This window comes from Streptomyces amritsarensis (assembly GCF_001953875.1).
Classification (GTDB): domain Bacteria; phylum Actinomycetota; class Actinomycetes; order Streptomycetales; family Streptomycetaceae; genus Streptomyces; species Streptomyces amritsarensis.
This window is the reverse complement of the sequence record NZ_MQUR01000108.1, coordinates 1-22531: the sequence shown is the minus strand read 5'-3', so window position 1 is coordinate 22531 and position 22531 is coordinate 1. Positions and strand designations below refer to the sequence as shown.

23 protein-coding genes and 1 pseudogene are annotated in these 22531 nt (G+C 72.1%); 6 read left to right on the top strand and 18 right to left on the bottom strand.

The features are described from left to right. Together AVW11_RS30855 and AVW11_RS30850 are read right to left on the bottom strand one after the other, a co-directional pair. Positions 1-296 (bottom strand): annotated as a pseudogene (locus tag AVW11_RS30855) (hypothetical protein); the annotation flags it as partial. A 17-nt stretch (positions 297-313) separates the two neighbouring features. Beyond that, entirely contained in the window at positions 314-919 is a 606-nt protein-coding gene (locus AVW11_RS30850) for a hypothetical protein (RefSeq protein ID WP_076046664.1), read from the bottom strand. Positions 920-1043: 124 nt separating this feature from the next. Here AVW11_RS30850 and AVW11_RS30845 point away from each other — a divergent pair, with 124 nt between their 5' ends. Next, positions 1044-1418, top strand: a complete 375-nt coding sequence (locus AVW11_RS30845; RefSeq protein ID WP_076046662.1) for a hypothetical protein — start codon at positions 1044-1046, stop codon at positions 1416-1418. 13 nt (positions 1419-1431) lie between these two features. Here AVW11_RS30845 and hemB read toward each other — a convergent pair whose 3' ends face one another. Continuing rightward, positions 1432-2433, bottom strand: coding sequence for a porphobilinogen synthase (gene hemB / locus AVW11_RS30840; protein ID WP_030851849.1), 1002 nt, complete (start codon positions 2431-2433; stop codon positions 1432-1434). 43 nt (positions 2434-2476) lie between these two features. After that, the gene (locus tag AVW11_RS30835; protein WP_107423361.1) at positions 2477-2878 is read right to left on the bottom strand and encodes an ATP-binding protein; all 402 of its coding nucleotides are present in this window, start codon (positions 2876-2878) and stop codon (positions 2477-2479) included. Between the two features lie 176 nt (positions 2879-3054). Here AVW11_RS30835 and AVW11_RS30830 point away from each other — a divergent pair, with 176 nt between their 5' ends. Then, positions 3055-3879: a helix-turn-helix domain-containing protein gene (locus AVW11_RS30830; protein ID WP_076046660.1), complete on the top strand. Its 825-nt coding sequence runs from the start codon at positions 3055-3057 to the stop codon at positions 3877-3879. After that, positions 3876-4118 (top strand): DUF397 domain-containing protein, encoded by a 243-nt coding sequence (locus AVW11_RS30825; protein ID WP_060180832.1) that lies wholly within the window; start codon positions 3876-3878, stop codon positions 4116-4118. The genes AVW11_RS30830 and AVW11_RS30825 overlap by 4 nt, the downstream gene beginning before the upstream one ends. 332 nt (positions 4119-4450) lie before the next feature. On the opposite strand, the gene AVW11_RS30820 is transcribed toward AVW11_RS30825, so the two are convergent. From AVW11_RS30820 to AVW11_RS30795, 6 genes are all read right to left on the bottom strand, one after another. After that, a complete protein-coding gene (locus tag AVW11_RS30820; protein WP_079250865.1) occupies positions 4451-5926 on the bottom strand; it encodes an ankyrin repeat domain-containing protein in 1476 nt (491 codons plus the stop codon). 158 nt (positions 5927-6084) lie between these two features. Further along, positions 6085-7752: a bifunctional uroporphyrinogen-III C-methyltransferase/uroporphyrinogen-III synthase gene (locus AVW11_RS30815; RefSeq protein ID WP_030851832.1), complete on the bottom strand. Its 1668-nt coding sequence runs from the start codon at positions 7750-7752 to the stop codon at positions 6085-6087. Further along, a complete protein-coding gene (gene hemC / locus AVW11_RS30810; protein ID WP_030851829.1) occupies positions 7749-8717 on the bottom strand; it encodes a hydroxymethylbilane synthase in 969 nt (322 codons plus the stop codon). Before hemC ends, AVW11_RS30815 begins: the two co-directional genes overlap by 4 nt. Next, positions 8714-10474 (bottom strand): glutamyl-tRNA reductase, encoded by a 1761-nt coding sequence (locus AVW11_RS30805; protein ID WP_030851827.1) that lies wholly within the window; start codon positions 10472-10474, stop codon positions 8714-8716. The genes hemC and AVW11_RS30805 overlap by 4 nt, the downstream gene beginning before the upstream one ends. Continuing rightward, the gene (locus AVW11_RS30800; protein ID WP_030851825.1) at positions 10471-11280 is read right to left on the bottom strand and encodes a redox-sensing transcriptional repressor Rex; all 810 of its coding nucleotides are present in this window, start codon (positions 11278-11280) and stop codon (positions 10471-10473) included. The genes AVW11_RS30805 and AVW11_RS30800 overlap by 4 nt, the downstream gene beginning before the upstream one ends. Positions 11281-11552: 272 nt before the next feature. Next, positions 11553-11831 carry a glutaredoxin family protein gene (locus AVW11_RS30795; protein ID WP_030851822.1) on the bottom strand — a complete coding sequence of 93 codons (279 nt, stop codon included), beginning with the start codon at positions 11829-11831 and terminating at the stop codon, positions 11553-11555. 149 nt (positions 11832-11980) lie between these two features. Here AVW11_RS30795 and AVW11_RS30790 point away from each other — a divergent pair, with 149 nt between their 5' ends. The 3 genes from AVW11_RS30790 (at position 11981) to AVW11_RS30780 (ending at position 15597) form a co-directional block, all read left to right on the top strand. Next, positions 11981-12964, top strand: coding sequence for an HAD family hydrolase (locus tag AVW11_RS30790; protein ID WP_076046659.1), 984 nt, complete (start codon positions 11981-11983; stop codon positions 12962-12964). A gap of 371 nt (positions 12965-13335) precedes the next feature. Next, positions 13336-14154 (top strand): ECF subfamily RNA polymerase sigma factor, BldN family, encoded by an 819-nt coding sequence (locus AVW11_RS30785; RefSeq protein WP_030665215.1) that lies wholly within the window; start codon positions 13336-13338, stop codon positions 14152-14154. A 237-nt stretch (positions 14155-14391) separates the two neighbouring features. Next, positions 14392-15597: a DUF5667 domain-containing protein gene (locus tag AVW11_RS30780; RefSeq protein ID WP_076046658.1), complete on the top strand. Its 1206-nt coding sequence runs from the start codon at positions 14392-14394 to the stop codon at positions 15595-15597. Between the two features lie 95 nt (positions 15598-15692). On the opposite strand, the gene AVW11_RS30775 is transcribed toward AVW11_RS30780, so the two are convergent. The 8 genes from AVW11_RS30775 to AVW11_RS30740 form a co-directional block, all read right to left on the bottom strand. Beyond that, complete coding sequence (locus AVW11_RS30775; RefSeq protein ID WP_060180816.1) at positions 15693-16706, bottom strand: lysophospholipid acyltransferase family protein; 1014 nt, start codon at positions 16704-16706, stop codon at positions 15693-15695. Further along, on the bottom strand, positions 16706-17782 hold the full coding sequence (locus AVW11_RS30770) for an NAD-dependent epimerase/dehydratase family protein (RefSeq protein ID WP_037833968.1): 1077 nt from the start codon (positions 17780-17782) through the stop codon (positions 16706-16708). The genes AVW11_RS30775 and AVW11_RS30770 overlap by 1 nt, the downstream gene beginning before the upstream one ends. 95 nt (positions 17783-17877) lie before the next feature. Further along, positions 17878-17976 (bottom strand): 30S ribosomal protein bS22, encoded by a 99-nt coding sequence (locus AVW11_RS30765; RefSeq protein ID WP_003948845.1) that lies wholly within the window; start codon positions 17974-17976, stop codon positions 17878-17880. 143 nt (positions 17977-18119) lie between these two features. Beyond that, on the bottom strand, positions 18120-18329 hold the full coding sequence (locus AVW11_RS30760) for a helix-turn-helix domain-containing protein (RefSeq protein WP_008738568.1): 210 nt from the start codon (positions 18327-18329) through the stop codon (positions 18120-18122). 114 nt (positions 18330-18443) lie between these two features. Then, a complete protein-coding gene (locus AVW11_RS30755) occupies positions 18444-19274 on the bottom strand; it encodes a phosphatase (RefSeq protein WP_076046665.1) in 831 nt (276 codons plus the stop codon). A gap of 94 nt (positions 19275-19368) precedes the next feature. Beyond that, entirely contained in the window at positions 19369-20517 is a 1149-nt protein-coding gene (locus tag AVW11_RS30750) for an acetoin utilization protein AcuC (protein WP_037833976.1), read from the bottom strand. Then, complete coding sequence (locus tag AVW11_RS30745; RefSeq protein WP_076046657.1) at positions 20489-21721, bottom strand: MFS transporter; 1233 nt, start codon at positions 21719-21721, stop codon at positions 20489-20491. The genes AVW11_RS30750 and AVW11_RS30745 overlap by 29 nt, the downstream gene beginning before the upstream one ends. Positions 21722-21764: 43 nt before the next feature. After that, entirely contained in the window at positions 21765-22418 is a 654-nt protein-coding gene (locus tag AVW11_RS30740) for an HAD family hydrolase (protein WP_060180812.1), read from the bottom strand. Positions 22419-22531 lie beyond the last annotated feature (113 nt).

The following is a 22531-nucleotide window of genomic DNA, read 5'->3' as shown; positions in this document are numbered from 1 at the left end:
AGCAGCTCGACGGCGGCTCCGGCCGTGATCGGCCGGAGCCCGGCCCGCAATTCCTCGGCAGTCAGCGCATGGAACGGATAAGAGGGATGGCCGCTCTCCCGTCCCGCCTTGTGCGTGTGCGTTTCCAGGACGGCCCACCCCCGTGGGTCGGCGACCGACCGCTCCATGACGGCGCAGACGTCCTCGGCCCAGTCCTCGTGCAACCGAGGCCCGCTCCAAGCGAAGGTGTAGACCTCCTCCAGGAGCCGCAGCAATGCTGCTTCCCAGGTGGCGGAATCGGTGGATCGTGTCTGCATGGATTCCTCCTCTCGGCTCAGCAGGCGAAGGTCCAGAACAACCCGACCTCTGTGTCGGAGACGATGACCAGGCCGGCGTCCTCCCAGTAGAAGGTCATCGGGATGTAGCCCCAGTGGGAGGCCCCAAAGTCCAGCGTGTCGTCCTTGCGCGCACCGACGGTGACGTTGGTGTAGCACGTGAACCTGTCCCCGTAGCGGGCGAGGATGGTGCGGGCCATGTCCCGCAGCTCGTCGAAGCTCTCGGTGAACCGTTCGAGGTTCCGCAGGGTGCAGCTGCCGTCGGTGAGCGCCAACAGGAGGTTCTCGGCACTCGCACGGTTGATCTCGTGCAACCGTTCCCCGATGTCGGCCGGGGTGAGCGGGCGGGACGGATCGTCCCTGAAGGCCGGACGGCAGAACGGGAAGTCCGGGTGCTCCTGAGAGCGCTCGTTCGCTGTGTCGTCGAGCCCCGCCCAGCCGCGCGGGTCGGGGACGGCGCGCGCCATGACGGCGAGCACGTCTGCCCGCCAGTCCTCGTGCGCGCGCGGACCGGTCGCACTGAACGTGGTCGCGTCCTCGTACAGGTGCCGGATCGCCCCTTCCCAGCACGCCTGGTCGACGGCGGACAGATGTTCAGCCTGCATACAGAACCTCTCGGTACGACGTGCCAAGTGCGCACGTATGCCTACGAGGTTCACAGACCTCCGCGCCACGCACCTGAGTACGTGCACTCATCTCCGCCGTTCTGTCGCGGAGTTCACTGGAGGCATGAACCCGACCCCGACCCCGACCCCGACCTCGGACGCCGGCGCCGACCGGCATCCGCGCGCGTTCGTCGCGCCGCTCGTCTCGACCCTGCTGACGCTGCCGATGGCGGCCGTCGCGTTCTTCTTCGTCGGGCTGGCTCCGATGGTCTGCGACTCCTGCGGGAGTGCGGTGAGCGGCCGGTTCGACGACTCCTACGACCTCGCCTTCCCTGTCTTCGGGTTCGGCCTGGTGGTGGTCCTGGTCGTGCTGCTCTCCGCGTGGGCGCTGCCCTGGCGGCGGGGCAATGCCGCCGCCAGGGTGTGGCTGGCCGTGATCGCCCCGGCCGCCGTCGTCTTCGACTTCATCGTCTTCCACGGCCTCGTCGACTGGCCGTAGGACGCAAGGAGCGTCAGCGGGCCTCGCGCAGCCAGCCCGCGACCTCGGTCGCCCAGTAGGTGAGGATCGTGTCCGCGCCCGCGCGCTTGATGCCGAGGAGGGTCTCCAGGATGGCCCGGTCGCGCTCGATCCAGCCCTTCTCCGCGGCCGCCTCGATCATCGCGAACTCGCCGCTGATCTGGTACGCCGCCACCGGTACGTCCACGGCCTGCGCGACCCGGTACAGGATGTCGAGGTAGGGGCCGGCCGGCTTGACCATCACCATGTCGGCGCCCTCCTCCAGGTCGAGGGCCAGCTCCCGCAGGGACTCGCGGGCGTTCGCCGGGTCCTGCTGGTACGTCTTGCGGTCGCCCTGGAGGGAGGAGGCGACGGCCTCGCGGAAGGGGCCGTAGAAGGCGGAGGAGTACTTCGCCGTGTAGGCGAGGATCGAGACGTCCTCGTGGCCGGTCTCGTCGAGGGCGTCGCGGATGACGCCGACCTGGCCGTCCATCATGCCGCTGGGGCCGACCACGTGGACGCCGGCGTCGGCCTGGACCTGCGCCATCTCGGCGTAGCGCTCCAGCGTCGCGTCGTTGTCGACGCGGCCGTGCTCGTCGAGGACGCCGCAGTGCCCGTGGTCCGTGTACTCGTCGAGACACAGGTCCGACATGATCACCAGGTCGTCCCCGACCTCGGCCTTCACGTCGCGGATCGCGACCTGGAGGATGCCGTCCGGCTCGGTGCCCGCCGTGCCCAGCGCGTCCTTGTTCTCGTCGGCCGGTACGCCGAAGAGCATGATCCCCGCGACGCCCGCCTCGACCGCCTCCACGGCCGCCTTCCGCAGCGTGTCCCGGGTGTGCTGGACCACGCCCGGCATCGCCGAGATGGCGAGGGGCTCGCTGATGCCCTCGCGCACGAACGCCGGGAGGATCAGGTCCGAGGGGTGCAGCCGGTTCTCCGCGACCATCCGCCGCATCGCCGGGGTGGTGCGCAGCCGCCGGGGCCGCGAACCGGGGAAGGATCCGTACGCGCTCATGTTCCAGTCGCCTCTTCGAGCATCGACAGCAGTCGCAACCAGCCTAGAGCCCGTCCGAGGACCCGCCCGCCCGGCCCGCCTCGCCCTCCCCGGCCGCCTCGCCCGCCCCGACCGCGAACTCGCACCACACCGCCTTGCCCGGTGGCACCCGTGCCACGATCCCCCACCGGTCCGCGACCGCCGCCACCAGCGACAACCCGCGACCGCCCTCGGCGCTCCGGTCCCCGCGCCCGACGCGCGGCCGGCCGCCGCCGCTGTCGTGCACCTCGACCCGCACGGTCCCCTCGTACCGCAGCATCCGCAGCCGGTAGCCGCGGCCGGGCGGGATGCCGTGCAGCAGGGCGTTGGTCGCCAGCTCGCTCACGCAGAGCAACACCTCGTCGTGGCGGCATGTGACACCCCACGCGTGCAATGTCTCGGCCGCGAACTCCCTGGCAGGACGCACGGTCTGGCGGCTGCGGGGATAGAACCGCTCGCGCAGCAAAGCCGGTTGGATTTCCACATTCACCCGCCGATCGTCGCCCTGCGTGACTAGCGTGGAGGAGTCGCGCCACCCGTACTCCTTGAGGAGTACGGGTTGGCACGGGTATCTCGCGTACAACGGCGGGGAGTTCAAGGGACATGCCACCACGCAAGAGGCCACGGCCCAACGAGACGGCGATGAAGATGGTCGGCGCTCAGGTCGCCTCCGCACGCATCGCCAGAGGACTGACCCAACGCGCCTTCGCGGAGGCGCTGCACATGGACGTCGAGACCATCGCCTCCATCGAGCAGGGCAGGCGCACCTTGATGCCCAACGTCGTCGAGAAGATGGACCGCGCCCTCGCCCTGCCCGGCCTCCTGGCGGTCGCGGCAAACCGCCTCCCCGAGGTGGACATGGTCCCGGCCTGGGCGGAGGAGTACATGGCGCGGGAGGCGGAGGCCCTGGCGCTGTCGTGGTTCGACACCCTGACCGTTCCGGGGCTGCTCCAGACCGAGGCCTACGCCCGCGCCGTCCTCGGCTGCCGCGTCCCCTTCGTCGGGGAGGAGAAGATAGAGCTGCAGACCGCGCACCGGATGAAGCGCCAGGAGATCCTGCGCCGCGCCGTCCCGCCCACCCTGAGTTTCGTGGTCTGGGAGGCGGCCCTGCGGGACCGGATCGGCGGGGACGAGGTCCACCGGGAGCAGCTCCGGCACCTGCGCGCCTGCGCCGACCGCCCGGCCCTCTCCCTCCAGGTGCTGCCCCTCGGGCTCACCGCCCACGCAGGCCTCAACGGCCCCTTCATCGTGCTGGAGACACCTGAGTTCCAGCACCTCGCCTACTCGGAAACCCAGCGCGGGAGCTTCCTCGTCAGGGACCCGAACGAGGTCAGCATCCTCTCCCAGAAGTATGCGATGCTGCGGTCACAGGCCCTCAACTTCGCCGAGACGAAGGACCTGTTGGACCGGTTGCTAGGAGAGGCATGAGCACCCCACTGAAGTGGTTCAAGTCCAGCTACAGCAGCGACCAGGGCGGGGCCTGCCTGGAGGCCGCCTTCGCCTGGCGGAAGTCCTCCTACAGCGGTGACGAAGGCGGGGCCTGCGTCGAGGTCGCCGCCTGCGCCGCCGCACAGGTGCACGTCCGGGACTCCAAGGTCACCGACGGGCCCGTCCTCACCCTCGCCCCCACCGCCTGGGCGGGCCTCACCCGCTGGGTGCGTTCCTGAGCTTCCAGCGCCACAGGCCGTCCGCCCGGGGGTCGTGCTCGAACTCCGGGCTGTCGAGTCGGCCCCCGCGCGCGTACGCCTGCGCCGTGCGCGGGTCGTCGCGCAGGGCCAGGCCGTAGGCGGCGCTGAGCCCGGACGTCCTGGTCCTCGGTGGTCTCCGGCGCGCGGTCCGCGCCCCGAGCGGTGGCGCAGGCAGCCTCGGACGCCTCGACGCCCGCAGGAGCGGGGTCGTGCCGTCCGGCAGTCGCTGGTCCGGGTCGGCGCCCGCCGCGACCAGCGCCTCGGCGACCCCGTACGCGAACGCCGCCGCCGCAATGCGGCGTCCCCCTCCGTCATCCGTTCCCTCCGTGGGGCAACGCCTGATTGCGTCCGAGCCAGTCTTCGAGCGCGTTCGCCCGGTGGTCGGGCAGGTGGATCGGGCCGAGCTCCGCCACCCGCGCGTACGCCTCGGGGGTGCGAGGGTCGTCCCGCCGGGCCAGGCCGTAGGCTCCGACCAGGCGCAGGACGCGGTCGTCGGTGTCCAGGAGAGACAGCAGCAGCTCCGTGGCGTCGGCCGTGCGGTCGTCGGACTCGGCCAGGGCCTCGGCGGCTCCCCCGCGCATCGGGCTGTGCGGGTCGCGGACCAGGTCCCGTACGACAGCCCGGGGTCCGTCCAGGTCTTGGCGTTCGTCCCCGACCAGGATCAGCGCGGCTTGGAAGCGCACCTCGGCATCCGCATCGTGTGTCAGGGCCCGTAGCGCAGCAGCGGCCTCGACCGTCAGGTGCCGGTCGGGCCACCAGAGGCAGTCGGACACCTTGCGGCGCACCAGCGGATCGGGGTGGCCGGCGTGCCGGAGGCCGATGGACTCCAGTCGGGGGTGCTCCTCCGCATGTTCGGTGAGGGCCCGGAGGACCTCGGCGAGGACCACGGGGTCCTTCTCGGTCTCCGCCCAGGCGGGGAGGAGGTCGCGGTCGTCCTCGTGGTGCGGGTAGGCCGTGCCGTTCAGGAAGTACTGGCGGGACGCCAGCACGTCGGCGGCGAATCGCCGATGGTCTGCGGACGGATGGTGCCGCAGGGACGTCACCAGTTCCCGGACTTCTTCGTCGGAGCGTCTGCCCAGCAGGGTGCTGGACTCGGCCCAGTCCACATGGCGGGGGTCCGGGTGCCGGACGGCGCGGGCCACCAGTTCCGTCAGCGAGGTCGGGACGCCGAAGGCCGCCTCCAGGGTGGTCAGGACGGCGCCGTGTCCGGCGCGGACGGTCCGCCCGCCGAGCGTGATCTCCTCGACCTCGTGCCAGTCGTCGTCGACGGTCGAGGTCTTCGCCGGGCCGGTGGCGCCGGTGCGGCGGCGCAGTTCCGCCTCCGCGCCCGTCTCGTACCAGTGGCGGGCCGCGGAGAGCAGCCGCTCGCGCACCGGCTGCGCCAGGGGCGGTTCCGGCGCCGGGAGGTACTGCCCCCACAGCAGCGCCGTGACCGTGGCCGGGGAGCCGCCCTCGACGGCCCGCAGCAGCGGGGTCGTCCCGTCCGGCAGGTCCCGGTCGGGGTCGGCCCCTGCACTTACGAGGGCCGCGACGGTCCGGTGGGCGAACGCGGCCACGGCCGTGCACAGCACCGGCACTCCGTCCGCGCCCACCGCATCGGGATCGGCTCCGGCGCGCAGCAGGGCCTCGGCGATCTCCTCTTCGCCTGCGGCCACCGCCGTGCACAGCACCGGCAGGCCGTCCTCGTCGGCCGCGTCGGGATTACCCCCGGGCCACAGCAGGGCGTCGACCTCCCGGAGGTTCCCCGCCCGTACCGCCGCCACCAGTTGCGCGTCCCCGTCCGCCATTGCGTTCCCCCGTGATCCCGTTGCGTCCGGCGGCGATCCTTTCCGGACAGCAGCCCGCCGCACAACGGGAATTACGTGCGAGGGGCCCGGGTGCGGAATCGCTCCGCACCCGGGCCCCTCACCCGTACCGTCCGCCGTTCTCCGGCCGGCTAAGCCGCTCACGTGGTACGGCGCCGACGTGCGCCCGGGCGGCGTTCGCTCGGGCGGAACACCGTCTCGCCGGCCGCCTTGGCCGCCTCGCGGCGCGCCGCGCCGTACTCGGCGAGGGCCTCCGCCAGCTTCGACACCGACGGCTCCGGGGACAGCACGTCGACCCGCAGGCCGTGCTCCTCGGCGGTCTTGGCCGTCGCCGGCCCGATACACGCGATGACCGTCACGTTGTGCGGCTTGCCCGCGATGCCGACCAGGTTGCGGACGGTCGATGAGGACGTGAAGAGAACGGCGTCGAAGCCGCCGCCCTTGATCGCCTCACGCGTGTCCGCCGGCGGCGGCGACGCGCGCACGGTCCGGTAGGCGGTGACGTCGTCGACCTCCCAGCCGAGCTCGATCAGCCCGGCGACCAGCGTCTCCGTGGCGATGTCGGCGCGCGGCAGGAAGACGCGGTCGATCGGGTCGAAGACCGGGTCGTAGGGCGGCCAGTCCTCCAGCAGCCCGGCCGCGGACTGCTCCCCGCTCGGCACCAGGTCCGGCTTCACGCCGAACTCCACCAGGGCGGCCGCGGTCTGCTCGCCCACCGCGGCGACCTTGATGCCCGCGAAGGCGCGCGCGTCGAGCCCGTACTCCTCGAACTTCTCCCGGACGGCCTTGACGGCGTTGACCGAGGTGAAGGCGATCCACTCGTAGCGGCCCGTCACCAGGCCCTTGACCGCGCGCTCCATCTGCTGCGGGGTGCGCGGCGGCTCCACGGCGATCGTCGGCACCTCGTGCGGCACCGCGCCGTAGGAACGCAGCTGGTCGGAGAGCGAAGCGGCCTGTTCCTTCGTCCGCGGTACGAGGACCCGCCAGCCGAACAGCGGCTTCGACTCGAACCAGGACAGGTCCTCGCGGCGCGCGGCGGCGCCGTGCTCGCCGACCACGCATATGACGGGGCGGGAGCCCTCGGGCGAGGGCAGCACCTTGCCCTGCTTGAACACCTGGGCGATCGTGCCGAGGGTCGCCGACCAGGTCCGCTGGCGCGTCGTCGTACCGGAGACCGTCACGGTCAGCGGGGTGTCGGGCTTGCGCCCGGCGCCCACCAGCTCGGCGGCGGCGGCCGAGGCCGTCTCCAGCGTCGCGGAGACGACGAGGATCCCGTCGCTCGTCCCGGCCTCGCTCCAGCAGCGCGCGGACGCGGTCTTCGCGTCGACGAACCGCACGTCCGCGCCCTGCTTGTCGCGCAGCGGGACACCGGCGTACGCGGGCACGCCGACGGCGGTCGCGACACCGGGCACCACCTCGAAGGGGATCCCCTCGCCGGCGCACGCGAGCATCTCCTCGGCGGCGTTGCCGTCGAGTCCGGGGTCTCCGGTGACGGCACGCACGACCCGCCTGCCGGAGCGTGCGGCCTCCATGACAAGATTGGCCGCGTCCCGGATCACCGGGACCCCGGCGGCTGCTGACACTTCGTCAGCTACCGTCAGCTGCGGCGTGTCGACACCCGCGCGCGCATGCGTCCGTACGACTTCGAGCACCTCGGGCTCCGCGATCAGTACGTCCGCGGCGGCGAGCGCCTCGACGGCGCGCAGCGTGAGCAGACCCGGGTCGCCCGGGCCGGCACCGAGGAAGGTGACGCGTCCGTGGGCGGCGACGGCCGGAAAGGCGGAGGTGGTCGGAATTGAGGGGTTCAAAGCGATCGCTCCCCCATCAGACCGGCCGCGCCCTTGGCCAGCATCTCGTCCGCGAGTTCGCGGCCGAGCGCCATGGCCTCGTCGTACGACTGGGGCACGGGACCGGTGGTGGACAGCTGCACCAGCGTCGAGCCGTCGAGGGTTCCGACGACGCCGCGCAGGCGCATTTCATTGACAATCCGTCCGTCGGCCAGGAGGTCGGCGAACGCGCCCACGGGTGCGCTGCAGCCGGCCTCCAGGGCGGCGAGCAGAGAACGCTCCGCGGTCACGGCGGCCCGGGTGTGCGGGTCGTCGAGGCTGCTGAGCGCGGCGATGAGGTCCGTGGAGGACGCGGGGCACTCCACGGCCAGGGCTCCCTGGCCGGGGGCGGGGAGGATGCTGTCGACGGACAGCAGGTCGGTGGCCTCGTCGCCGCGGCCGATCCGGTTCAGGCCGGCGGCCGCGAGGACGACGGCGTCGAGCTCGCCGTCGCGCACGAATCCGATGCGGGTGTCGACGTTGCCGCGGATGGGCACCGTCTCGATCCGCTTGCCGAGCGTGCGCGCGAGGTGGTTGAGCTGGGCGGTGCGGCGGGGCGAGCCGGTGCCGATGCGGGCGCCGTCGGGCAGCTGCTCGAAGGTCAGGCCGTCGCGGGCGACGAGCGCGTCGCGGACGTCCTCGCGCCGCGGCATGGCCGCGATGACGAGGTCGTCGGGCTGCGTCGTCGGCAGGTCCTTCAGCGAGTGCACGGCGAAGTCGACCTCGCCGCGCAGCAGCGCGTCGCGCAGGGCGGTGACGAACACGCCGGTCCCGCCGATCTGGGCGAGGTGCTCGCGCGAGACGTCGCCGTACGTCGTGATCTCCACGAGCTCGACGGGCCGGCCGGTGACCTCCCGGACCGCGTCGGCGACGTGCCCCGACTGGGACATGGCCAGCTTGCTCCGCCGCGTACCGAGCCGCAGCGGCTGGTCGGGACGTGTGTTCATGATGCCCGTCCTGGGTCGTCGTCGTTCTTCGGATCGGCCGCGTCCGCCCGGCTGACGGAAGCAACCGTCTGAGGGTCGAGGTCGAAGAGTTCGCGCAGCGCCTCGGCGTACCCGGCGCCGCCGGGCTCGCTCGCGAGCTGCTTGACGCGCACGGTCGGCGCGTGGAGGAGCTTGTCCACGACGCGGCGCACGGTCTGGGTGACTTCGGCGCGCTGTCGCTCGTCGAGGTCGGGGAGCCGCCCGTCGAGACGGGCCACTTCCATGGCCACGACCTCCGCCGCCATGGCGCGCAGGGCGACGACGGTGGGCGTGATGTGGGCGGCCCGCTGCGCCGCGCCGAAGGCGGCGACCTCCTGGGCGACGATGCCGCGTACGGCGTCGACGTCGGCCGCCATCGGGGCGTCGGCGGACGCCTCGGCGAGGGACTCGATGTCCACGAGCCGGACGCCCGGGATCCGGTGCACGGCCGCGTCGATGTCCCTGGGCATGGCCAGGTCGAGCAGCGCGAGCCGGACATCGGTCGCGTGGGCCTGCGTACGGGTGGCCCTTCGGGGCTGGCGCTGTGCGGCGGCCTCGCCCTGGTCGGCCCAGGTCCCGTGCAGTTCGAGGGAGTTGGCGTCGACCCCGGTCAGTGCGGAGCGTCCGTCGAGGCCCACAGGGCATCCGTCGGCCTCGGCGTCAGCGGGCGCGCTGATGGTGCGTGCGGCGCCCGCGTCGGCGAGCCGCCCGCCGGCCTCGGCGGCGGCGACCAGCCGGGCGAGGACGCCGGTGTCCAGGCCCGCCACGTCCGGCTGCGGCCGGGGGCCCGTCCCGGCGGTGGCCGGGGCGGTCCGGGGCGCGGGGGTCCGGGGGTGCGGCCCCTGGTGGGCGCCGGGTGCGGAGCCGGCCGCTGCCTGCTCCGCCGGCGCGAGCCCGCCGGCGCCCCAGGACACGGCGGCGAGCACGTCGTCGGCGGTCAGGACGAGCCCGGTGGCGCCGGTGCAGGAGACGACCACGTCGACTCGTGTCAGTTCATCGGCGACCTCGGCCATCGGGATGGCGGCCGCGGCGACCCCGGTGCCCGAGGCAACCAGAATCTCCGCGAGCCGCTCCGCCCGCTCGGCGGTCCGGTTCGCCACGGCGATCTCGGCGACGCCGACGCGAGCGAGGGTGGCGGCGGCCAGCGAGGACATCGACCCGGCGCCGATCACCAGGGCCCGCTTGCCGCGGGCCCAGTCGGCCACCGGCGTGCCCATCGCGAGCTGCTCCAGGCCGAAGGTCACCAGCGACTGGCCGGCGCGGTCGATCCCGGTCTCCGAGTGGGCCCGCTTGCCGACCCGCAGGGCCTGCTGGAACAGGTCGTTGATCAGCCGGCCCGCGGAGTGCAACTCCTGGCCCAGCGCGAGCGCGTCCTTGATCTGGCCGAGGATCTGCCCCTCGCCCACGACCATCGAGTCGAGCCCGCACGCCACCGAGAACAGGTGGTGGACCGCCCGGTCCTCGTAGTGGACATACAGGTACGGGGTGAGCTCCTCCAGCGCGACACCGCTGTGCTGGGCGAGCAGCGTGGACAGCTCGGCGACGCCGGCGTGGAACTTGTCCACGTCCGCGTACAGCTCGATGCGGTTGCACGTGGCGAGAACCGTCGCCTCCGTCGCCGGCTCGGCGGCGAGGGCGTCGTGCAGCAGCTTGGTCTTGGCGTCCGCCGACAGCGAGGCGCGCTCCAGCACGCTCACGGGTGCGCTGCGGTGGCTCAACCCGACGACGAGCAGGCTCATGCCGGCATCACCGCCGGGACGTCGCCCTCGGGGCCGCCCTTGCGCGCCTCGGCGGCGGTGCGCCCGGCCGGCGGCACGACGGCTGCGGCGGGTGCGGCGCCGCCCACGGCGGAGCCGGGCTCGGAGGCTGCCGCGGCAGCCTCCTCGCCGGCCTTGCGCTGCTCGTGGAAGGCCAGGATCTGGAGCTCGATGGAGAGGTCGACCTTGCGCACGTCCACGCCGTCCGGCACGGACAGCACGGTCGGCGCGAAGTTCAGGATGGAGGTCACCCCGGCCGCGATCAGCCGCTCGCTGACCTGCTGGGCGGCGCCGGCGGGCGTCGCGATGACCCCGATCGAGACGCCGTTCTCCTCGATGATCTTCTCAAGGTCGTCGGTGTGCTGGACGGCCATGCCGGCGACCGGCTTGCCCGCCATCGCCGGGTCGGCGTCGATGAGGGCCGCGACGCGGAAGCCGCGCGCGGAGAAGCCGCCGTAGTTGGCGAGGGCGGCGCCGAGGTTGCCGATGCCGACGATGACGACCGGCCAGTCCTGGGTCAGGCCGAGCTCGCGGGAGATCTGGTAGACGAGGTACTCCACGTCGTAGCCGACGCCGCGGGTGCCGTAGGAGCCGAGGTAGGAGAAGTCCTTGCGCAGCTTGGCGGAGTTGACTCCGGCGGCGGCCGCGAGCTCCTCGGAGGACACCGTGGGGACCGATCGCTCGGAGAGCGCGGTCAGGGCACGCAAGTACAGCGGAAGCCGGGCGACAGTGGCCTCGGGAATACCTCGGCTGCGGGTCGCCGGTCGGTGAGTTCGGCCAGTTGCCACGATGCTCCTGCGGGATGAGCGGGGCTGCAGGCGGCCTCTTGTCCCAGGACCGCCCCGTCGACAGCAGGCTATGCCTTTGTGAACGCGTGCACAAAGATTGTGTCCGCTTTGTCCGACCAAAGTGACCGGGGTCACGCGACGTCGGCAGACAAACCCGGAACCGGTGACACGCCGAACCCGTTCAAATACCAAAGGGGGCAAAACCGTGCACACTCCTCACAGATACGCCCCCAGACCCCACAAATCGCCCATGATGGTACCCGGGAGGAGGGTCACCCTCCCAATGCCCGCCGGAGCCGGTCCGGGTTCACCCTCCAGAAGGTGTGCTGCTCGCCGTCAACCAGGACCACCGGGATCTGCTCCCAGTGCAGCCGGTAGAGCTCCTCGTCCTGCGAGATGTCCTTCTTCTCCCATTGGGCACCGGTCTCGTCACAGACCTTCGCGACGACCTCCTCGGCCTCGTCGCACAGGTGGCACCCCGGCTTCCCGATGAGCGTCACCATCCGCTCGCCGGGACTCTTCTTCTCTTTACGGCGCAACAAAGGACTCATGCCGCCATTCTCCCGCGCCGCCGCGGCCGCCCGCCCGCCCCCGCACCCCGGCCGCCGGGCCCGCGCGGGCCCGGCGGCGTCGCGAAGAGTTAACGCCTCCGTTTCCCACCGGTTCGGGAACTCCCGAACACAGTGGCTATGCTCGCGTCATGGCCGCTCTCGGATGGCTCCCCCCTCGCAAGCGCTCCGCCACCGCACGCAGCGTGCTGGCGGGCGAGGCCTCGGCCGAAGCCGCCCGCAAGACCGCCCAGGCCGGACCCGACCAGCTCACCGAAGTCGAGGCGGACGCAGCCGGCCTCGACCTCCTGGAGGCCGGGGAACCGGCCGAGGGGCCCGCGGAGCCCGTCTTCCCGGTCGCCGGCGACGACCTCGCCGCCGCCTTCTTCGACCTCGACAACACCGTCATGCAGGGCGCCGCGATCTTCCACTTCGGCCGGGGCCTTTACAAGCGCGAGTTCTTCCGGCGCCGCGAGCTCGCCCGCTTCGCCTGGCAGCAGGCCTGGTTCCGGCTCGCCGGGGTCGAGGACCCCGAGCACATGCAGGACGCCCGCGACAGCGCCCTGTCCATCGTCAAGGGCCACAAGGTCTCCGAGCTGATGGCGATCGGCGAGGAGATCTACGACGAGTACATGGCCGAGCGGATCTGGCCGGGCACCCGCGCCCTGGCACAGGCCCACCTCGACGCCGGACAGAAGGTGTGGCTCGTGACCGCCGCACCCGTGGAGACCGCCACGATCATCGCCCGCAGGCTGGGCCTGACCGGCGCGCTGGGCACCGTCGCCGAATCGGTCGAGGGGGTCTACACCGGCCGCCTGGTGGGCGAGCCGCTGCACGGCCCCGCCAAGGCCGAGGCGGTCCGCGCCCTGGCCGCCGCCGAGGGCCTCGATCTCGAACGCTGCGCCGCGTACAGCGATTCGCACAACGACATCCCGATGCTGTCACTGGTCGGACATCCGTACGCGATCAATCCCGACACAAAACTGCGCAAGCATGCCCGGACGAACGACTGGCGGCTGCGCGACTATCGGACCGGCCGCAAGGCCGTGAAGGTCGGCGTCCCGGCAGCCGCCGGAGTCGGCGCGATCGCGGGCGGCGCGGCCGCCGCCATCGCCCTCCACCGCCGCCGCAAGTAGCGGATCCGGCCCAGGCCCAGGCCACACCGCGCCCACAACCGGCCGCGCCGCCCCCGGGTCCCCGCCACGGGCATTCGCTCACCTCTACCCGCGCTCCGGGCGCGGCACTCCGCGCTGCCCGACTCGGTCGCGCGCCCCCTTGGAAGCGTCCATTCCGCATACCCAAGCGATCAAGAATCGATCACCAACCGCGACTGAATATGCCCTCGACACGCAACAGAAGTGTCGGAACCGGTGATTTGAGCAACTGGGTGTAGTGCTGCCTGTACGAAGCGTTATTCTCCTCAAACGCATGCCACCGGCCATCTGTCGCCACGACGGGTGAACGGTTCCGCACTGCACGTGATGGAAGCTCTGCCTCTGGGAGTCCCGTGTACCCACCTGTCGGGGTTGACGCCTCGGGCCTGGCTCAGCTGCGCGCAACGGTCCTCGACCACCTGCGCGGCTTCGTCCCCACCGCGTACACCGCCCCCGCCTTCGCCGCCGCGGTTCCTGCCGGCCTCGGCCCGGCCGGTCCCTGCTACGCCCTGACCGACGGCGGGGCGACGGTGGGCAGACGAGGCCGCTCGGCCGCCGGGGGCTCGAACGGCGCAGCCGGCACGGGCACCCAGGCCGCCCCCCGCCGCCCCCTGGCGGACAGCGACCAGGCCCGCATGATGGACCTGGTCGAGCGCGCCCAGGCCGGAGAGGCCGAGGCCTTCGGCCGGCTCTACGACCAGTACAGCGACACGGTCTACCGCTACATCTACTACCGCGTCGGCGGCAAGGCGACCGCGGAGGATCTCACCAGCGAGACCTTCCTGCGCGCCCTGCGCCGCATCTCCACCTTCACCTGGCAGGGCCGCGACTTCGGCGCCTGGCTCGTGACGATCGCCCGCAACCTGGTGGCGGACCACTTCAAGTCCAGCCGCTTCAGGCTGGAGGTCACCACGGGGGAGATGCTCGACGCCAACGAGGTGGAGCGCAGCCCCGAGGACTCCGTCCTGGAGTCCCTTTCCAACGCGGCCCTCCTGGAAGCCGTACGGAAGCTGAATCCGCAGCAGCAGGAGTGCGTGACCCTGCGCTTCCTGCAAGGCCTCTCGGTCGCCGAGACGGCCCGCGTGATGGGGAAGAACGAGGGCGCCATCAAGACGCTCCAGTACCGGGCGGTCCGCACCCTGGCCCGCCTCCTCCCCGAAGACGCGCGCTGACGGACCGTCCAGACAACACGAACCCGACCTCACATCCGGTGACCCCTCGATGACGCTGTGGTCCGATCATCCTTCGTCCGTAACCCAACTGCCGCGACGCTCGTTGTGCGGAATGCAGGCTCCCTGTGGACACGCCCTGCCCGAAGCCGCTCACTCGAAAGTGTGGATGTGCTCAAGGAAGGCAACCTTCCGGACACCTTGGGGAGTCGATCGTCATGACGAGAGGAGGTGCCGCCAGTGATCGCGAACGTGACCCCGCACCGGCGGGCGAACGCCTTCGCCCAGGCCCTGGAGGATCGGAACCCATCCGACCTTTCGGAACCGGACCCGGCGGCCGAGCAGTCCGAGGCACCTGCCGAACCTGCTGACCACGACCGGTTGTTGGCCCTGGCGAGCGTGCTCGGCGAACGTATGCCGCGCCCCGTGCTGGACCCCGAGGTCAAAGTGGTGCAGCGAGCCCAGCTCGTTGCCGCCATGGAAGCCATGGTGCTGGAGGAGAGGGCCGGGGGCGGTGCCGCCTCGGACCCTCAGGTGCCCGAGCAGCGGACCGGCCGCGGCGCCCACCGGGCGACCCCGCTCCGGAAATTGCGGCCCCGCTCCCGCTGGTCCAAGGGCATCGCAGCGGGCGGCCTCACCGTGGGTGTGGCCGCGGGGGCCTTCAGCGGAGTGGCCGCTGCCAGTTCCGACGCCCTGCCCGGTGACCACCTCTACCCCGTGAAGCGGGGCATGGAGGACCTGAAGCTGGGGATGGCCGACGACGACGCGGAGCGCGGAGAGCTGTACCTCGACCGCGCGTCCAACCGTCTGTCGGAAGCCCGCAGGCTGATGGAGCGGGGCCGGACGGGCACCCTGGACCACGAGTCCCTGGGCGCCATCCGGCGGGCGCTCTCGGGCGTCAAACACGACGCGGAAGAGGGCCACCGCCTCCTCCAGGCGGCGTTCGACCGGGACGGCTCCCTCGGCCCGATCCAGACGCTGTCGTCGTTCTCCCGGTCCCACCGCGACGCCTGGGGCAAGCTGCGCGAGAAGCTCCCCGTGCAGCTCACCGACGTCGGCGGCGAAGTGGACTCGGTCTTCCAGGCCATAGACGATGACGTGGCGCCGCTGCAGAGCCTGCTCCCCAAGCCGCCCGAGCAGTCCCGCGGCACCGGCTCGTCGGGTTCGCCCGCCCAGCCGGTCGCGCCCGGCGGTGCCCAGCAGTCCGCCCCGGCCGCGGGCACTCCGTCCGGCAGCGGCCCGGCGCCGTCCCCCTCGGGCAGCACCCGGCCACCGGCCGACGGCGGCCTCCTCGGCGGTACGGGCGACCTGCTCAACCCGCCCGCGGGGCAGTCGCCGCAGCCCTCCGCCGGCACAGCGGAGAGCCCGAAGTCGGAGATCACCCTCCCGCCCCTGCTCCCGGGTCTCCTCCCGGGCCTGGGCCTCGGCGCGGAGGACGTGGAGTAGCGGGGTAGGCGAGAGCGTGCGAAACGGTGGTGGGCCGGGGCAGCGCCCCGGCCCACCACCATGCTGTCCGGCCACCCGCGGGGAGCGGGAAGGCGTCAGAAGAAGACGGATCTCCGCTGCACCAGCAGCTTGTAGAGCGTGTGCTGGATCTGCTCGCGCACCTGGTCCGTCAGGTTGAACATCAGCATCGGGTCCTCCGCCGCCTCCGCGGCGTACCCGTCGGTCGGGATCGGCTCCCCGAACTGGATCGTCCACTTCGTCGGCAGCGGCACCGCCCCGAGCGGCCCCAGCCACGGGAACGTGGGCGTGACCGGGAAGTACGGGATCCCCAGCAGCCGCGCCAGCGTCTTGGCGTTCCCGACCATGGGGTAGATCTCCTCCGCCCCCACGATCGAGCAGGGCACGATCGGCGTGCCCGCCCGCAGCGCCGTCGACACGAACCCGCCCCGCCCGAAGCGCTGGAGCTTGTACCGGTCCCCGAACGGCTTCCCTATCCCCTTGAAGCCCTCCGGCATGACACCGACCAGCTCCCCGGCCTCCAGGAGCCGCTGCGCGTCCTCCGCGCACGCCAGGGTGTGCCCCGCCTTGCGGGCCAGCTCGTTCACCACCGGCAGCATGAACACCAGGTCTGCCGCGAGCAGCCGCAGGTGACGCTCCGCCGGATGGTGGTCGTGGACGGCGACCTGGAGCATCAGCCCGTCCAGCGGCAGCGTCCCGGAGTGGTTCGCCACGATCAGTGCGCCGCCCTCGGCCGGGATGTTCTCGATGCCCTTGACCTCGACCCGGAAGTACTTGTCGTACAGCGGCCTCATCAGGGACATCAGGACCTGGTCCGTCAGCTCCTTGTCGTAGCCGAAGTCGTCGACCTCGTACTCCCCCGTGACGCGCCGGCGCAGGAACGCCAGCCCGCCGGCGATCCGCCGGTCCCATCCGCCCCCGCGCTCCGCAGGGGCCGTCCCGGGCTCCGGCGCCGGCTCCGGGGCGGGTGCCGGTGTGGCAGCGGCCGGATCCGGCTCCGCCGGTACGGGCGCCGGCACCGCCCGCACCCGGCGGGGCATCCGCCGGCGCGGCCGGTCCTCGTCGAACGGAATGACCTTGGCGTCCGCCACTATCGCTGCGCTCCTTCAACCGTGTCGACGTCGTCCCGCAGGCCGTCCGCATCCAGCATGGCCGCCACCCGGTCCACGGCCCGCCCGACCCGCTCGGGCGGCAGCAGACCGTTGCCCCGGCTCCGCGCGAAGTCCGCGAAGGTCTCGGCGGTCGTGTAGAGCGGCTCGAAGCCGAGGACCTCGCGCATCTGCGTGGTCTCCACGACCCGGCCGTGGGTGAGCAGCCTCATCTGCTCGGGCGAGAAGTCGGTGACCCCGACCGCCCGCAATGCGGACCCCACCCAGGTGAGCGCCGGCAGCAGCAGCGGCAGCGTGGGCCGCCCCAGCCGCCGCGAGCACTGCGACAGCAACAGCACACCGTCACCCGCGATGTTGAAGGTCCCGCTGTTCAGCGTCCCGCGCCGGGGCTCCTGCGCGGCCAGCCGCAGCACTTCGAGCACATCGTCCTCGTGGACGAACTGCAGCCGCGGGTCGTAGCCCAGCACGGTCGGCATCACCGGCATCGAGAAGTACTCGGCGAGCGCCGAATCGGCGAAGGGCCCCAGGATGTTCGCGAACCGCAGCACACACACCGCGACGTCCGGCCGCCGGCGCGCGAAGCCCCGTACGTACCCCTCGACCTCCGCGGCGTCCTTCGCGAAGCCGCCCGACGGCAGCGACTTCGGCGGCGTGGTCTCGGTGAAGACGGCCGGATCCCGCGGGGTGCCCCCGTACACGCTGGTACTGGACTTCACCACGAGCCGCCGTACCGTCGGCGACTTCTGGCAGGCACCCAGGAGTTGCATCGTCCCGATGACGTTGGTCTCCTTGACGGCGCTGTGCGCGCCGCCCGCGAGAGGCCTGCCGCCCGTGACCGCCAGATGGACCACCGTGTCCACGCCGTGTTCGGCCAGGACCCGGGCGATCGACGACTGCCTGATGTCCGTCCGGACGAACTGCGCCGACCCCAGCCGGTGCGGCGGTGTCACGGCGTCCACCGCGATCACCCGCTCGACCTCCGGGTCGCGCTGGATCCGCCGCACGAAGCGGCCGCCCAGCTGCCTGGCAGCCCCGGTGACGAGTACGACCTTCCCCACGAGCTCAGCGCCTCCCTCGAAGAAGTACCCGGCTGCACCGCAGCCCCTCCACCAAGGATGGTGGAGGGGCTGCGGAGAACACGTACAGCTGCCGTTTACTTCTTGTTACGGCGCTGGACGCGGGTGCGCTTGAGCAGCTTGCGGTGCTTCTTCTTAGCCATCCGCTTGCGCCGCTTCTTGATAACAGAGCCCACGACTACCCTCGCTCACTTCTCTTCACTGGTGCGGGGCGTCTGGGCCCACACGACCTACGTCGGCCTAGCCTACCCGCCCAAGCTCCGAGCCCGTAATCCGAGTGCTTCCCAGGGGTTACGAAGGCGTCGTCGGTCCGTCAGTCTCAGGCCGACTCCACCCCCACATAGGACTCTCGGAGGTACTCGTGGACCGCGTTCTCGGGGACCCGGAAGGACCGGCCCACCCGGATTGCGGGCAGATGACCGTTGTGCACCAGCCGGTACACGGTCATCTTCGACACTCGCATCACCGAGGCGACCTCCGCCACGGTCAGGAACTGAACCTCACTGAGAGGCCTCTCGCCAGCAGCCATGACACACCTTGACCTTCCGCGCATGACGGGCACCGGCTTCCCCTCCGGTTACTCCTCGTCGTCGCACGCTCACTCCCCAGAGTAGGGGCGCGTGATACGAGTGGGGAAGAGGAGCTACGGCCACTCCTGTCGCCCCGTCAGACTCGCCCGGCCCAACACGTACCGGGCAATCGGATGGTAGTAGTCCGATCGCACCGCGTCATCAAGCGGAACGGCCACCGACACCCGCCCCTCGGCCTCCCCGACGAACAGCGCGGGATCGTCCGTGTCGGCCAGCCCGATCGCCTCCACGCCGAGCTGACCTGCACCGCAGACCCATCCGTGGTCCCCCACCACCAGGTCCGGCAGCGACCCGCCGGCCTCCGCGAGGGCCCCCAGGGCCACCCGAACCGGCAGGGGCGAATGGCTGTGCGCGCCGGTCGCACTCCCCGGCGCCTGCACGCCGGGTTCCCGCACCAGTGCGACCCCCCGTACGTACGCGATGCGGTGCGTGCGTACGCCGAACCGGGTCGCCATGTCGACACTGACCCCCTGCGCAGGGGTGAGGACAACACATCCCGCCGCCGACATCGCCTCGGCCAACCCGGCGTAGAAGCCCAGGAGGCGATGGGGGTGACCGGTCCCGAACAGCACGCGCGACCGCGCCCTCGCCGCCTCGCCGAGCCGCCCCGCGAACGCCTCCAGCGCCGCCACCGTCCGCTCCGGATCGATCACGTCCGGACCGCTGACGTGCGAGGGATCCGCCGACACCCCGCACCTGTCCGCCATCAGCCTCAGCAGATCACCCTCGCCCCAGCCCCCCTCGGGATCCAGCCCCAGCAGCACCCGCGGATCCCGCGCGGCGAACAGCCGGTAGCTGCGCAGGCTCTCCTCCCGTGAGGTGGCGACGGGCCCGGCCAACCGGGCGGCCAGCAGATGCGCACGCAGCGCGCCGGTGCTCAACACCCTCCGATGCTCTCCCAAGACATCTGTCGGGTCATCAATTCCGGCGAACAGCCCCACAGTTGGCGTAACGATGCGGCATGATCCGCGCGGCCGGTCAGGTCAGCATGCCGCGCAGCGGGAACACCGCCCGCCGGGTGGCGAGAACGGCCTGATCCGTCCGGTCCGCCGGGTCGTAGCCGGCGTCCCATTCCCGCCACGAGGGGCTCCGCCCGTCGGTCATCCGCCCCGGCGCCAACTGCCGCGTCCGCGCGTACACCTCGTCGCGCCACGACGCCGGGACCGCCGTCCCCGGGTCCAGCGGCCGGTGCGCGGCGATCGCCACCAGGTGCGTCCACGAGCGCGGTACGACGTCCACGACCGCGTACCCGCCGCCGCCCAGCGCCAGCCACCGCCCGTCCGCGTACGCGTGGGCCAGCTCGTGGCAGGCCTCCTGGACGGCCCGCTGCGCGTCCAGGGACACCGCCAGGTGGGCGAGCGGGTCCTCGAAGTGGGTGTCGGCGCCGTGCTGGGTCACCAGCACCTGCGGCCGGAAGTCCGCCAGCAGCTCCGGCACCGTCGCGTGGAAGGCGCGCAGCCACGCCTCGTCCCCCGTGCCGGCCTCGAGGGCCACGTTGACCACCGACCCCTCCGCCGCCGGGCCGCCGGTCTCCTCCGGCCAGCCGGTCTGCGGGAACAGCGTCCGCGGATGCTCGTGCAGCGAGATCGTCAGCACCCGCGGGTCGTCCCAGAAGGCGGCTTGTACGCCGTCCCCGTGGTGCACGTCCACGTCCACGTACGCGACCCGCTCCGCGCCCAGCTCCAGCAGCCGGGCGATGGCCAGCGACGCGTCGTTGTAGACGCAGAAACCGGCCGCCCCGCCCGGCATGGCGTGGTGCAGCCCGCCGGCGAAGTTCACTGCGTGCTCGGCCTCGCCGCGCCAGACCGCCTCGGCGCCCGCCACCGACTGGCCGGCGATCAGCGCGGACGCCTCGTGCATGCCGGGGAAGGCCGGGTCGTCCATCGTGCCCAGCCCGTACGACCCGTCGGCGACACCCGGGTCGTCGGACACCTCGCGCACCGCGGCGACGTAGTCCTCCCGGTGGACGAGCCTCAGCGTGGAGTCCCCGGCGGCGGGTGCGGCCCGTACCTCCATCGCCCGGTCCAGCCCGAAGGCCCGCACCAGGCCCATGGTCAGCGCCAGGCGCACCGGGTCCATCGGATGGCTCGGTCCGAAGTCATACCCCGTTACCGCCTCGTCCCACATCAACAGCCCGGTCACCGGCTCGCCGCTCATGGGCGACACCGTATAGGGCCTCCCGCGGCCCGAACGAACGGGCATGGAACAGCGTGATCAGGACGAGGACCATCGGCACCAGCATCGCGCCCCGGTAGCTCCAGGCGTCGCCGATCGCCCCGACGAGCGGCGAGCCGATAAGGAACCCGACGTAGTTGAAGATGTTCAGCCGCGCCACGGCCGTGTCGGACGCCCCCGGGAAGAGCCTCCCCGCGGCCGCGAAGGTCTGCGGCACGATCACGCACAGGCCGATCCCCAGCAGTGTGAAGCCGAGCAGCCCCACCCACACCCCCGGCGCGGCCGCCACCACGGCGAACCCCGCGGCGGCGAGCACCGTCCCGCAGCGCACCACGGCCACGGCCCCGAACCGGCGCACGCCGAGGTCGCCGACGGCCCGTCCCACGAGGGTCGTCACCATGTAGACGTTGTAGGGGACGGTCGCCGTCTGCTCGGAGCTCCCGAGCACGTCCTGGAGATACTTGGCACTCCAGTTCGCAACCGTCGAGTCCCCGATGTAGGCGCATGCCAGCACCAGGCAGAGCGGCAGCAGGAGCCGGAACCCCCCGCCGCCGAGCCCCTTCTCCGGCTCGCCGACGGGCCCGGTCCGGTCCTCCCGGTCGAGGTAGTACCGGCTTGCCGACAGCGCGAGCGGCAACAGCACGGCCACGGCCGGCAGATAGCCGGCGAACAGCCCCAGGTGGGCGTGGGCCCCGTACCAGGCAGCGGACGCCCCCAGGATCCCGCCCAGGCTGTACGCGGCGTGGAAGCCCAGCATGATGCTGCGGCCGTACGCACGCTGCAGGCTGACCCCGAGCATGTTCATAGAGGCGTCGAGCGCTCCCACCGACAGTCCGAACGCGCCCAGGGCCACCGCCACGTGCCACAGCCGCTCGCCGGCGCCCACCCCGAGCAGCGACAGCAGGACGAGCGGCTGGGCCCATCGCAGTACGACGCTGGGGGCGACCCGCTTGACCAGGTGCTCGGCGGCGACGCTGGCCACGCCCGCGAGGACGGGGACGGCGGCGAGGAAGACGGGCAGCAGCCCGTCGGATATCCCGTACCGGTCCTGGATGGCCGGGATCCGGGTGACGAGCAGGGCGAAGGTGACGCCCTGCACGAAGAAGCTGAACCCCAGGGCGCCGCGGCCGCGGCGCAACCGCACATCATCCGTCATGGCGGGTCAGCGTAGGCCCCGGGACTACCCGTGGGTAGAGAGATCACACGGGCAGTTGCAGGATCAGCGGGAGCTGCATCATGTCGCCGAAGTAGCCGGTGGCTCCGGGAAGTTGGTCGGCCGGAAGCAGTGCCGTGTAGCCGTAGACGTCCATGCCGGCGGCAGCGGCGGCCCGGATGCCGCGGGGGCTGTCCTCGACGACGACGCACCGGGCAGGCTCGACGCCCATCCGGTGTGCGGCGTGCAGGTAGAGATCGGGGTCGGGCTTGCCCCGGCCCACGTCGTCCGCACTGAAGATCCACTCCTCTTCGAACCACCCGTCGAGTCCGGTCACGCGGTGCGCGACCCGGATCCGCTCGTGGCTGCCGGAAGAGGTCAGGCAGTACCCGATCCCGTGCGCGGTCAGCGCGCCCAGGACCTCCTCCACTCCGGGGACGGGCTTGAGCTCCCGCTCGAACGCGGCGCAGGTCCGCGCGTGCAGCGTCTCGTCGAAGTCCGCCGGCAGCCGCTGCCCGGTGCGTTCGAGGACGATCTCGTGCACCCGGTGCCCGGCGGCCCCCATGTAGTCGCGGACCGATTCCTCGTACGTGGTCGGGTGCCCCAGCTCGGTCAGGTAGTCGGCGAGGACGTTGTTGGCGATCGGCTCGCTGTCCACCAGCACGCCGTCGTTGTCGAAGATGACGAGGTCGTAGCCCATACCTCCACATTACGGAGCAAAGGGGTGAGGCGTGGTTCCGCCGTGCCCGCCCCGCCCCCGGGTCACCCGACCGGCCCGTGAACGCAGAAAAGCCCCGCACCAGAAGGTGCGGG